General features: G+C 40.5%; 9 protein-coding genes and 1 tRNA gene. 1 reads left to right on the top strand and 9 read right to left on the bottom strand.

The window, feature by feature from the left end:
• Positions 1 to 365: 365 nt before the first annotated feature.
• Genes ACZ47Z_RS05040 through argS form a run of 3 tightly spaced genes read right to left on the bottom strand, consistent with a single transcriptional unit; the run spans position 366 to position 4,247 of the window.
• Complete coding sequence (locus ACZ47Z_RS05040) at positions 366 to 1,271, bottom strand: lysostaphin resistance A-like protein (RefSeq protein WP_464525928.1); 906 nt, start codon at positions 1,269 to 1,271, stop codon at positions 366 to 368.
• A complete protein-coding gene (locus ACZ47Z_RS05035) occupies positions 1,261 to 2,475 on the bottom strand; it encodes an alanyl-tRNA editing protein (RefSeq protein ID WP_020436165.1) in 1,215 nt (404 codons plus the stop codon). Before ACZ47Z_RS05035 ends, ACZ47Z_RS05040 begins: the two co-directional genes overlap by 11 nt.
• An 8-nt stretch (positions 2,476 to 2,483) precedes the next feature.
• On the bottom strand, positions 2,484 to 4,247 hold the full coding sequence (argS, locus tag ACZ47Z_RS05030; RefSeq protein ID WP_020436166.1) for an arginine--tRNA ligase: 1,764 nt from the start codon (positions 4,245 to 4,247) through the stop codon (positions 2,484 to 2,486).
• Positions 4,248 to 4,523: 276 nt separating this feature from the next.
• Here argS and ACZ47Z_RS05025 point away from each other — a divergent pair, with 276 nt between their 5' ends.
• Positions 4,524 to 5,429 carry a deoxyribonuclease IV gene (locus ACZ47Z_RS05025; RefSeq protein WP_020436167.1) on the top strand — a complete coding sequence of 302 codons (906 nt, stop codon included), beginning with the start codon at positions 4,524 to 4,526 and terminating at the stop codon, positions 5,427 to 5,429.
• A 73-nt stretch (positions 5,430 to 5,502) separates the two neighbouring features.
• Here the strand turns inward: ACZ47Z_RS05025 and ACZ47Z_RS05020 are convergent.
• From ACZ47Z_RS05020 to ACZ47Z_RS04995, 6 genes are all read right to left on the bottom strand, one after another.
• Positions 5,503 to 5,574: transfer RNA gene (locus tag ACZ47Z_RS05020), tRNA-Arg, on the bottom strand.
• A 110-nt stretch (positions 5,575 to 5,684) separates the two neighbouring features.
• Entirely contained in the window at positions 5,685 to 6,230 is a 546-nt protein-coding gene (locus ACZ47Z_RS05015) for a hypothetical protein (protein ID WP_055144880.1), read from the bottom strand.
• Positions 6,166 to 7,221: a class C sortase gene (locus ACZ47Z_RS05010; RefSeq protein ID WP_081021266.1), complete on the bottom strand. Its 1,056-nt coding sequence runs from the start codon at positions 7,219 to 7,221 to the stop codon at positions 6,166 to 6,168. Before ACZ47Z_RS05010 ends, ACZ47Z_RS05015 begins: the two co-directional genes overlap by 65 nt.
• Positions 7,202 to 9,067 carry an isopeptide-forming domain-containing fimbrial protein gene (locus ACZ47Z_RS05005; RefSeq protein ID WP_464525927.1) on the bottom strand — a complete coding sequence of 622 codons (1,866 nt, stop codon included), beginning with the start codon at positions 9,065 to 9,067 and terminating at the stop codon, positions 7,202 to 7,204. The genes ACZ47Z_RS05010 and ACZ47Z_RS05005 overlap by 20 nt, the downstream gene beginning before the upstream one ends.
• 32 nt (positions 9,068 to 9,099) lie before the next feature.
• Entirely contained in the window at positions 9,100 to 11,511 is a 2,412-nt protein-coding gene (locus ACZ47Z_RS05000; protein ID WP_464525926.1) for a SpaA isopeptide-forming pilin-related protein, read from the bottom strand.
• Complete coding sequence (locus ACZ47Z_RS04995) at positions 11,508 to 12,482, bottom strand: DUF5688 family protein (RefSeq protein ID WP_464525925.1); 975 nt, start codon at positions 12,480 to 12,482, stop codon at positions 11,508 to 11,510. Before ACZ47Z_RS04995 ends, ACZ47Z_RS05000 begins: the two co-directional genes overlap by 4 nt.
• Positions 12,483 to 12,673 lie beyond the last annotated feature (191 nt).

Here is a 12,673-nt window from a genome sequence, read left to right as displayed (position 1 = left end):
TATCCTTTCTTCCTGTAATCTAAAGTTTACTTTAAAATCTTCTTTGTCCGGCGCATTCAATCATTTCTTTCTCACGTCGTGTAAAACTTTTTCTAGAATATACACCCTTTTACCTAGGCTGTAAATAGGGAAACTCTTGTAAATTGTCTGATTATTTGATTTTTCATTATTTTTCTTTTAATAGTCAGATTATTTTGATTTTCTTATAAAAATAATATTAATTATTAAGATTTCTGTTTTTCTTTGATTTTATTTAATAAAATACTGGATTAAAAAGAAAATGCGCGACAAGGTTTCGCACCTCATCGCGCACAATTTAAGATTGTATTTTTATTAGTACAATTTATTTCATTCGTATTTTTTCACTATTCTTCTGTTTTCTGAGTACTCACCGGATCCCCGCTTCTCTGAATCCACACAAAACAAGCTGCACAGATAAATGTGCTGATGATCACTGCCACTGCCATTTTAAACGGTTCTCTGGCAAGCCAGTTAAATACTCCGATATCTGTAAAGATCAAAGAGCCCAGATTCAAAACAACGTGAAGCATAATCGGAGCTTTCATTGAACCAAATTTCTCATAAATATAGCACAGAAGAATTCCTAGGAGGAAAGTGTAAATCATCTGTACCGTGTTGGTATGTGTGACTGAGAAAAACAGTGCTGACCAGATTGCCGCATAATAAAATCCTCTGGTCTCCCGGTACCTCTGATAGAGCACTCCGCGGAACATAAATTCCTCTGCAATCGGAATTACAAATCCAAATACAATAATCTGGACCACAAAATCTGCTGAATACATATTCTGTGCGGTCTGGATATACTCCGGATCAACCAAAACGGCCTGTGCCATAGCGGACAGACATGTAACACCAATACTTCCGATCACTCCCATCACAAAAAGTGACCAGTAACTCTTCAGTGGCTTTTGAACCCCCATCCGCTGTATCCCTGCAATCTGCTCTTTCTTTCGATCGATAACAAACAATGTAACTGTCAGAAACAACGTTGCTGCTGTAGCAATCCCTGCAATCGCAATCTGACCTCCTATGATTTTATCAAACGCAGGACTTAACACTTCATAGTACTTATTCATCATTTCCTGATAATTAAGAACTTCTCCACTTTGTGTCATCCTGGAAGATGCTTCCCCCATAAAAGGAAGAATGATTATAAACTCAATCACAAATTCCATCACCAGCTGGATTCCCCAGAATCCAAGTAAAGGACCGGCAGCTCTCCAGAAGGAGCGTCTCGGATCATTTTTCATAAGACAATTCCTCCGCTATCTTCTGAATCCACTCTCTGATCTTTCCGGCTTCACCTTTTACAGTTCCCTGAACCATCTCCGGCTTTCCGCCTCCCCGTCCTTCGAATGCAGCATTTAACATTTTGGAAAATGCACGAAGATCCTGGGTTCTGCTTCCGATCACATAACGGTATCCCGCTGCATCATTTCCATAAAACACAGCACAAAGAATTCTTTCTTTTTCAAGCACTTCATTCACATACTGACGCATGGCATCCGCACTGATATCCTCCGAAAACATACAGACCGTTTTTTCTTCTTCCGAAACAGACTGCGCCCAGACGTGTACAAGCTGGCGTTCTTTCTCCACCAGTGTCCGTTTCAAAGAATCCAGCTCTTCTTTCAAGTGTCCCACTGCCTCTGCTGTATCATATTCTTTCGCACAGAGCAACGCTGAAATTTTCCTGTTCTGTTCCTGCTTCTTCTCATAATCTGTAAGTGCACGGCTTCCACAGAGCATTGTCACACGAACGCCGCCTTTGTATCGCTGCATATTAACAAGCTTGATCATACCGATCTCTCCTGTGCGTTCAACATGCGGCGCACAGCACGCACAGATATCATATCCCGGAACCGATACGATACGAACCTGTCCCTCAATCTCAATCTTACTGCGGTAATCCAGTTCTTCCAGCTCTTCTTTGGATGGATAGGACACTTCTATTGTCAGATTCTTCCACACTGCACGATTTGCTTCAAGTTCAATCTCCTGCAGTGCTTCTTTTGATATCTCTCCATCAAAATCCATCGTACAATCTTCTGTTCCAAGATGAAATCCGACATTGTTGAAACCGTATCTTGCATGCACGATTCCGGAAACAATATGCTCTCCGGTGTGCTGCTGCATCTTCATAAATCTGGTCTCCCAGTCGATCTCGCCTTCAACAATCTCTCCTGCTTCAAACGGCTGATCTGTAATATGCAGAATTCTTCCATTCTTTTCCCGAACATCAGATACCTTCGCATCCTTCAGTTTTCCTGTATCTGCATACTGTCCGCCGCCTTCCGGAAAGAATGCTGTACGGTCAAGTTCTACCGCATAGCATCCTTCCTTTTTCTCATACGGCTCACATTCCAGAACCTTTGCAGTAAATTTTGAAAGATGGCTGTCATTGTAAAACAGTTTTTCTGTTCTTGTACCATCCATCAATCCATTTTCTGTCATAATTCGTATTACATCCTTTCCGGAGCTGTAAATCCAAGAAGGTCAATGCAGGTCTCAAGTACTTTTTTCGCAAGTGTAAGAAGTGCAAGATAACCTTTCTTCTTCTCTTCGTCTTCTTCTGCAAGAATCTTTGTCTCATGATAGAACTTATTAAAGTCGTTCGCAAGATCATAGATATATGCACACAACTTATGAGGAGCTGTCTCTTTATATACATTATCGATCACTTCATTGAATTTCACTACCTGAAGCATCAGAGACTTCTCTGCATCATTCTCAGCCGGTCTGATCGTTCCGTCAAAAACTCCGCCATTCTCAGCATATTTCTTGAGAATAGACTTAATTCTAACGATTGTATAAAGAATATACGGTCCTGTATTTCCCTCAAAGGAAGTAAATCTGTCAACATCAAAGATATAATCCTTAGAAGCCTGGTTAGAAAGATCTCCGTACTTGATTGCTGCAAGTCCAACTTCTTCTGCTGTACGTCTTGCATCTTCTTCCTCTACTGTACGGTTGTCCATGATCTTCTTATACATCTCATCATCAATCTCACGGATCAGATTCTCAAGACGCATAACACCGCCTTCTCTTGTCTTAAACGGCTTACCGTCTTTTCCGTTCATTGTACCAAATCCAAGGAATGTAAGTTCTGTCTCCGGTTTTACAATTCCTGTCTTCTTCGCACAACGGAATACCTGCACAAAATGCAGTTCCTGACGCTTATCAACAACATAGATCACCTGATCTGGATCATACAGTTTCTCACGTTCTACCAGTGTAGCAAGATCTGTTGTATCATACAGCGCAGCTCCGTCAGATTTCAGAATCATACACGGAGGAATCTCTTTCTTATCTGTCTCTTCTGCAACGTCTACTACAAGCGCACCCTCATCATAATGTGCGAATCCTTTCTCCTTGAGCATCTCAACCATATCCGGAATATATGCCTGGGCATCTGCTTCACCTTTCCAAAGATCAAAATCTACACTCAGTCGCTCGTAGTTCTTCTTCAAGTCAGTTACAGACACATTCATGATATGTTTCCAGATTGCACGATATCCTTTATATCCATTCTGTAACAGATAAGTTGCATGAAGTGCTTCTTCTCTATAATCGTCGTGCTCTTTTGCATAAGCACTTGCTGTAGGATAAATCTCTTCCAGTTCACTGATCGTAAATGGTGCTTCTTCCGGATATTCTCCTTCAAAACTCTCATCAAAATACGGGAGTTCCGGTTTACGTTTTTTCAGCTCTGTGATGATCAGGCCCATCTGATATCCCCAGTCTCCCAGATGGATATCTCCTGTTACATCATTTCCTTTAAAACGGATAATACGTTTAATGCTCTCTCCGATAATCGCAGAACGAAGATGTCCGACATGCAACGGTTTTGCCACGTTCGGTCCGCCGTAATCAATAATAACTTTTTTCGGATTCTTTTCTTTTTCAACACCAAGATTCTCATCTGCTGCCATCTCATTCAAATACTCTGCAACAACTTCCGGTGCCAGCTTCAGGTTGATAAATCCCGGATTCACCGCTTCTGCTGATGCAAAATACTTGCTATCTGCAAGTTCTTCCACAACTGCATTCGCAATCATGATTGGAGCCTTCTTATATTTCTTCGCACCTGCCATTGCACCATTACACTGATATTCACAGAGATCCGGGCGGTTGGAAAGCGTAACTCTTGCAAGCTCTTCATCATATCCTGCTGCTTTGAACGCTTCTTTCATTTCTATTGTGATCATTTCCAGTAATGTCTTCAAAGTTTCACACTCCTCTTTACTTTTCGTTTGTCTTTTCTGCCTCCCAACTTTTCTGGAGACAAACAGCCACTATTTATTCTATCATGTATCCAACAGAACAGCAAGCGTTACTGTAAACGGAGATTAACATACTGTAAACAGAGATTAAGTGCAAAGATAATGAAACCAGTCGCAAAACTGATTGACATAAAAATATCGAATACTTATAATGTAACCAAAACTTTACACATACTGTTACCTGTATGATGTAACATCAGACAGAAAGGATACCCAACAATGTTAAAATTAGGTTCACACGTTGGCATGAGTGGAAAAGAAATGCTTCTTGGTTCTGCGAAAGAAGCCGTTTCTTACGGTGCCAATACATTTATGTTTTATACCGGAGCCCCACAGAATACCCGCCGAAAAGAAATCAGTGAATTGAATATCGAACCAGCATGGGAATATATGAAAGAACACGGAATTGATGAAATTGTCGTTCATGCACCTTATATCATCAACCTCGGTAATTCAGTAAAACCAGAAACGTTCTCTCTTGCCGTAGAATTTCTGGCAAAAGAAATCGACCGCACGATTGCCTGCAGAAGCCATACTCTGATCCTTCATCCGGGTGCTCATGTAGGTGCCGGTGTCGAAATCGGAACTGCACAGATCATCAAAGGACTCAATGAAGTTCTCACTGCTGAGACTGACTGCTGTATTGCCCTTGAAACAATGGCCGGAAAGGGATCAGAAATCGGACGGAATTTTGAAGAACTTGCCCGGATTTATGATGGAGTTGTCCAGAATGATAAATTGAGAGTCTGCTTTGACACTTGTCATACAAGCGACAGCGGATATGATATCATCCATCATTTTGATGATGTTATGGAGTCTTTTGACCGTCTGCTTGGAAAAGATCAGATTGCCGTCTTCCATATCAATGACAGCAAAAATATTCCAGGAGCCGCGAAAGACCGGCATGAAAATATCGGCTTTGGAGAAATCGGTTTTGATGCAATTTCTACAATTGTCCATCACCCGGATTTCGAATCTGTACCGAAGATCCTTGAGACTCCTTATATTCCTTCTGTAACAAAAGCAAAGAAATCTTATGCCCCTTATAAGTATGAGATTGAAATGCTAAGAAACAACCGGTTTGATCCTGAAATGAAAGACCACATCCTTGCAGATTGTGAATAAAAAACTATATGAAAAAATCCTGTTATTCTCAGCCATCTGAATGCGCTGAAATAACAGGACTTTTTTATCCTATAGCGTCTGAGCGGAGTCGAACCGCCGCACATGCCTCCGGAGGGCATCGCTCTATCCACTGAGCTACAGACGCATCTCGGTTGTTAGTAGGAAAATTTAATTTCGTACAGCTAACAACCTTTTTTATCCTAGCACAATTCTGTATAAATGTAAAGTGGCAAATAAACCTCTAACTTTCTGCGGTTAATCTTTTTTCACTGCAAGCAGAAGAATTAATATCCCTGCCCCAAGACAAAGCATTGCCCATGCACCTGCCTGTTGTGAATCTCCGGTCTTTGCAGCCTCTTCCCTTATCGTTTGTTTTGGACATACCCTGACATTCCAGTTCATTGCCCCTTTGTCCTCTTCCCATTTTGGCAGCTGGACAAGAACCGGCTGAACCTCGTATTCTGATTCATCTTCAACATAGATCAGATAAACTCCTGCCCTCAGATTCGTAAGGGTTGCTTTTCCATCACAATCCGTCCTGCACAATCCATCACTATAATGATATTTACTCAAAGTCCGCGCCAGCTCTTCCTGTTCTCTGGCATACCTTACCTCATTGAGATCCACGCCTTTATCTTCATATCTTTTCTCCATCTCGTAAGCACCATCAACAAGAGATGCCACTTTGGAATACTGGAATGTAACACCTTCTCTCTTAATTTGTTCTCCGGTATCTTCAATACAGATTTCTATATTTCCTGTTTCTGTTTCTGCAAACGCCGGGTTCTTTACTGCTACCACCAGAAAACATATCAAAAGAAGAAGAATTCCGCATTTGATTTTCCCATTTTGCCGTCTTTTGCATCTTTCTTTTTTGTCTTCTGCTTTTCTTTCTTTTTCGTTTCTTTCTCCTGTAGTGCTTACATTTCCTTTTCTGGTTTCTGTTTCTTTTTCTCTTTCCCTCACAATTTCTTTTTTCTCGCTTTCTTTTTATTCTTTCAATCACAACATATACCAAAAAGAGAATTGGAATCATTGTGAAGATCATTTCTCTGACAGACGGACGTTTCTTTTTGATTTCCTCTTCTTTTTTCTCTTCATACACAACCCGTTTTCCAGTAATCACTAACCGATGGGTATTAATTCCATATGGGGTACATGTGACAAGCGAAACCAGATCTTCTCCCGGTCTGATTTCCAGACTTTCTACCTCTTCTGGTAAGATTACATTTATTTCTTCTACTTTATATGCGAGTTTTTCTCCCAGTACTTCCAGAAAGAACTCATCGCCTTCCTTTAATTCATCCAGACGAGTGAAAAGTCTCGCACTTGCAAGCCCACGGTGTCCCGTCATCACACAATGCGTATTTTCTCCCCCTATCGGAAGACTACTGTCCATCAAATGCCCTACACCTTCCTTAAGTACTGCCTCGCTGGTTCCATGATAAACCGGAAGCCTGAGATCTATTGACGGAATTTCCAGTACACACATCATTCCTGTCTGTATTTTTTCGGCATTTAACAGACCTTCATACTCTTCCATCTGGTCAGACTCGCTTTGTTCCCTGACTCCTTTCGATTCTGCCCAAAGCTTTTTATTATATTCATCAGCCTGATTCCTTAATTGTTCAATTTCATCTCCTGTTGTCTGTTCCACAACCTGTTCATATGTTGCCAACACATTTTGTGTTTTCTTCTGACTATACCAGCCAGTCAAAAGAGGTATACTACACAAAAGAACTCCTATCCATAGTAAAAGATCTGACTGTAATCTATTGTTTTTCCTTTGCATTTTTTCTGTTTCTTCTCATTGCTCCTGCAAGAACAAGAACACTTCCGGTTGTAATACAGATAACAGCTGCTGAAGAACCTGTTACCGGCAGTTTTTTTCCAACTGTATTAATTACTGTCAGATTAGCAGATCCTTCGCCTTCATTTGTTGTCAGACTGACTTCTGATTCTTTCCAGTTTCCGTTAATAAATTCTTTGATCTGCGCAGATGTCTCCAGTTTTTTCAATCCTTTGTCTGTTTTTCCGTCTCCTTTTACATATGCGTTTCTATCATTTGGAAAACTTGCTTTTATATTTACCACAATCGGCTCTGTCAGCAGACGGTATCCTGCCGGTGCCTCTGTTTCTTTCAGATAATAGGTGCCACTATCTAATCCATAGATCACAAATGTTCCATCCTGACCGGATTTCATCTCCACCGCATTTTCCGGCTGCTTTCCACCTGTATGGTCGTTTCCTCCAAGACTGTCCCCGTTAATTACAATGTACCCACCTTCTCCCTGTTTTACATATACTTCATTTTTTAATCCAGCGTCAGAATAAAGTCTGAACCTGGCATTTTCCAGACTTTGTCCATGGTTATTTGATTTCAATGCATTGATTTTATAAGTGAAACAAACAACTGTATCCCACGGTGTATATCCTGTACTTCCTCTCACCGCTGAATCCGGATCATTTGAAAATTCCAGCCGAACATCGTTTTCAAATCCTGGACGTCCTGTATTTTTCGCTGCCTTTTCATTCAATGTTGCCTGATAGGTAAGCACTATTTTCTGTCCATATTTATTTTCTCCTGCTTCATTTTTACGATTAAACTCTCTGTCTATGATTTTTTTCATATCAGAAACAATGACCTGAAACGTATCTCCTCCTCCCGGAGCTTCCTTTACTTCAAATTCACCCTCTTTCAATTCATAATAATTTCTTGCATTTGAACTTTCATAAATCCGGATGGCTACAGAATCCTTTTTGAAAGTAAGTGCTTCACTCATCACATCATGCCATGCGTAATAATAGGTGTTGTATCCGTTAACATCAGGCATATTTGACTCATACCGATACGGAACAGTCTGCCCGATTTCAAAATCAGCCAAATCATTCCATCCCTGATTTCCAACTTTGTCCTGATCATCATCTTCCCGGATCTTTTTTGTCACAACCGGATAGTCTGATTTTATGTTGAGATTCATTTCCGGATTAGCTGTACTTACCATACACAAAGAGGCTGCCGAATTCGTTCCTTTTACCTCTGTCACTTCATCAATAATATAATATCCATACGGCAATCCCTTAATTTCAAATGAATTGTCTGCTTTTGTACTTGTCACTTCAACAGATTGACCTGTTTTTCCATTTCTCTGTAGATGGGTTCTTAATTCTTCTACAAAAACACGATATTCACTGTATGCTCCTTCCTTTTCCTGAGCGGTCTGCGCACCTTCTGTCTGATGCGTATTCAAAGACTGAATATAGTCGATCACCTCATACTCTGTTACATTTCTCTCATCCTTATGAATCCGCTGTCCCACGATATAACAAACAAATTTCTTGTATTCCGGATTAAATGTGTAATTAATGGATTCCATTCCTTTCGCATTTTCTGCCTGAAACAACTGATATACCAGGAATCTTTTTCCTTTCAGGCTCTGTCCGTCATTTCCTTTGATTGTAATACTTGCCGGTCCATTGTTAAGATTTAAAACCCCATTTGTAGTTGCTGCTCTTTCCTGTACCTCATTTTCCACTGCATATACAGATTTGATTCCAGTCACACCTGTTGTTCCAGAAGTACAGAGTACCGCAGCTAAAGTCATCATATAACAAATTTTCATCATTCTTTTTTTCATTTTCTCATCTCCTCATTTTCACCGTTTTACTACTATCTTTTTTGCTCTTTTTTTCTGTAAATCATTGTCATGATCCCTACTGCTAAAATTCCTGTAAGTAACACAGGTTTTCCTGCCGATCCAGTATCTGGAAGCTTCTTTCCCGTCTGATTTATGATCTTCATTTTCACATTCCACTCCTTAATTGAACCTTCAATACTTATCTTGCTGTCTGCAGTATCTTTGCTGCTGTATTCTTTTCCATTCACAACCAACAGACACTTCCCTTCTTCCGGATTACTTTCCAGACAGATTTCATATACAATATCTGCATCATCTGATGTTTTCGGAATTCTGTAACCTGTCGGCGCTTTTGTTTCTTTCATATAGTATTTTTTCTTTACTTCCAGATTTTCGAACATTGCAATTCCATTCCCATCCGTCAACACCCGGTCAATTTCTTTCTGGCATGCCTGGTCTTCATATAAAGTAAACTCAGCTCCTGCAAGTGCAACACCTTTTTCATTTTCCTTTTTCAGCTCAATCTTGTAACAGGCCGGCTTATCTTCTATCGTCACTACCGCAATTCCATCCTCTGTATATTCGATAATAACCTCTCCTTCTTCTGTATTTACCTCAGATAAAAATTCTGTTTTCCCGCTCTCATCAACTTGAAAAATCAGTTCATTATTATTTGTCCGATACCCGTCCGGTGCTTTTACTTCTTTTAATTTGTGCGTTCCCTGAGATAATGGCATTACTTTCAGAGTCCCTTTTTCATCCGTTGTGAGAATCTTTTCACTTCCATCCGGTCTGATATGCTTAAATTGCGCTCCCGAAAGAGGATGTCCTGTCTCTGTTGCTTTTTTCACCAAATGGATCTGGAAAACCCTGTCCGGTATCGTAGGGTTCTGATATACATTTATTTTTTCTCCCGTACCTTCTGGTTTTATCTGGCAAACAAAGACTTCCTCATTCAGGAAATATCCTTTTGGCGGTTTTATCTCCTGAATTGTTACAGTTCCCAGCGGAAGTGCTTCTGTTCCGTCTGTCGCTTTATACAATGCATCACCTTTTACCTTATACTTCTCCTGATAACGGCAAACTGCTTTTGCATCTGTTTGAAAGACCCAGCTTCTGACTGGCTTTTTCCCTGCTTTTTCCGGATTTTTTCCCGGATCCAGAAGTTCTGCATAGAATTTCACTAAAAACTGTGCTCCTTGATACGCTGCTGTTCCCGACGGATCAAGATATTCCTGTTCCATACCTGTTTTCTTTAACAAAAGTTCCACAGGATTCATCTGCGGCGGGTCTGAAAATGTCACTGTCGCTTCCTGCCCGGATTTTACTGTAACCGTTTTCACTTCATCTACAAGTGCATAACCTTTAGGAGCTTTTAGTTCCTTTACGTAATAAGTTCCTGCGTTCAGCGCAACTGATGACGAATTTCCTGCCGCATCCGTTCTAAACGTTCCTGCTCTTGATGCACCCGAAAGAGTAGGACTGCTATAAACACCATACTCTGCTCCCTCCAAAGAATAGCAACTGTTCTTTTCTGTCACAGAAGTATTCGCTGACACCTTCTTTAATCTGCCTGTTCCGGTCGGCTGGTATGTTCCGCCCCATTTACTGAGCGGCTGGCCATTGCCTTCATAAATAACTCCATATGCATCCGGAAAATATTTATAATTCTCTTTCGCCCATGCAATCCCTTTTTGATAATACTCAGATTTGTGTGCTGAAATCCAATGACCATTCCCACAGGCTACATTATTTCCTGTTTCTATCTGAACCATATCTCCATACCAGTGATGTACTTCATTCATGATCCACCATACTGCGCATTGTTTTAAGAGATAATCGTAATTCGAACTCACACCGTTGCACTTATTCTTATCGTAGTAATAGAACATTGCCGCGATCATCTGAATGGTCTGTTTGTTATAACGTTTTGAAGCATCTACTGCTGTTTTGTTGCCCTCCTGAAACTTTAATGTTGGATTGGTGCAATACAGACTTTCTCCTGATTTCGTACCAAGTCTTCCTTCATTCCAGTGCTGCAGCACAGGCCAGTTTGGGTCATTATAGTCAACTACATCGATTGCACCGATTCCCCTTTCGATCGCCTTTGTATAAACAGTTTCTCCTGCCCTTGCCGCTGCATATACGCCTATGCTTTGTATCTTCTTTTCATCTGTCTGATCAAAAGTTTCTTCCTTGTCTTCCTCCTGTTTATCCTCTGTTTCATCGCAAAATCCCACACCGATATCTTTCAGGATTTTTTTTACTTCTTCTGCCCAGCGCAGTTCTTCTTCAATATCAACCTCTGTTTTTTCTCCGGCCTCTTCAGGCCGTTTTTCAAGTTCTTCGGCCTTGACAATGCCTCCATATGTCATTGCATAGAGAATACAGATCAAAAAGACTGACATGCAGAGGATTGTTATAATCTCTCCGCGTCCTTTCATTCATTGTCCTCCCTGTCGATACACATCTCTTTCCCCAGCTGAAGTTTCCCTTCCTGTGCATAATAAAAATAAGCATGATTGCTTAAGATTTCTTCCTCAGGCACCTGCGTTTCATTGATTTCCCGCACCATTCTTTCTAATTCTGACTGACGGATCTGAGAGGATTCCGGTACGATGATCACTTCATGGACACTGCTTGGAAGAACATAGAAATTTTCCTTTAAGACTCCTGCAAGCATGTCCAGAATATAAGGGTATGCAATACAGGCCGCCCCATAATTTTTCAGTTTATTAGACAAAACATACATTTTATCTTTTTCCGGAAGTTCCAGTTCTTCATGAATATGCCAGGTTCTTCTTAACAAATTCTCCCGATCATGTTTCCCCGGAGTTGATCTGCTGAGCAGTTCATACACTGCAAAATTCATTCCGAAACATTCTGCCGGAAGCAGACGCTTTGTATTTTCTTTTGCCACATTCCAAAGCTGTTCTTTTGTCACCTTCCATTGTCTCATATGCAGATCTTTGATCAGCATCACTGCCGTCCCATCATTGTCCGCTTCTACAAGTACTGCAAACACAAGTGACAGATCCAAAAATTCTCTATGTGGAACATCCAGAAGTAATTCCTTGTTTTTCTCTGTGTTGATCAGTCGAAAGATGATTCTGTCTTTTACCCCTTCGAAAGAAAGCATTCTCTCATAATCCCATGATTTTTCCTGTCGGATTTCTTCATATAGCCCCACCAGATCTTCAATGATCCAATCCATCTGTTTCCCTTTTTCATATAGTTCAAAAAATTCTTCCAGATAGATTGTCGGCGATATATTAACACCCGGCGTCTCCAGGATTAGTCCTGTACGCTCTGTTGCATTATTTTTTTTCGTCGTATAGACGTTTACCCTGACACCTCCATTTAACTCCTGAGTCAGTTTTTCCTTTACCGCATTTACAAATTCTGTATAATTCACTCTTCTCCTTCCTGATTGCGGTTCATAAAATTAAAATGAGAAACCAGTACGAAATGTACTATTTCAATTGAGTTAGAATTTCCCGGAGAGTTCAGAATCTCTCCAAATAGAATTTCTTAAAATTTAGAACAAATATTATGTGTTCTTTATTATAGACAGGCCTTCCTTAAAAAGCAAGCCAGAATTTTGCA

It is taken from the genome of Mediterraneibacter faecis (assembly GCF_055383675.1).
The sequence above is the reverse complement of the archived record's forward strand: the minus strand, read 5'-3'. Positions and strand labels throughout refer to the sequence as shown.

Coding starts and splice junctions, on each gene's coding strand:
- ACZ47Z_RS05000 (WP_464525926.1), bottom strand. CDS start 11,511: ATGAAAGGACGCGGAGAGATTATAACAATCCTCTGCATGTCAGTCTTT.
- ACZ47Z_RS05040 (WP_464525928.1), bottom strand. CDS start 1,271: ATGAAAAATGATCCGAGACGCTCCTTCTGGAGAGCTGCCGGTCCTTTA.
- ACZ47Z_RS05035 (WP_020436165.1), bottom strand. CDS start 2,475: ATGACAGAAAATGGATTGATGGATGGTACAAGAACAGAAAAACTGTTT.
- ACZ47Z_RS05005 (WP_464525927.1), bottom strand. CDS start 9,067: ATGAAAAAAAGAATGATGAAAATTTGTTATATGATGACTTTAGCTGCG.
- ACZ47Z_RS05025 (WP_020436167.1), top strand. CDS start 4,524: ATGTTAAAATTAGGTTCACACGTTGGCATGAGTGGAAAAGAAATGCTT.
- ACZ47Z_RS05010 (WP_081021266.1), bottom strand. CDS start 7,221: ATGCAAAGGAAAAACAATAGATTACAGTCAGATCTTTTACTATGGATA.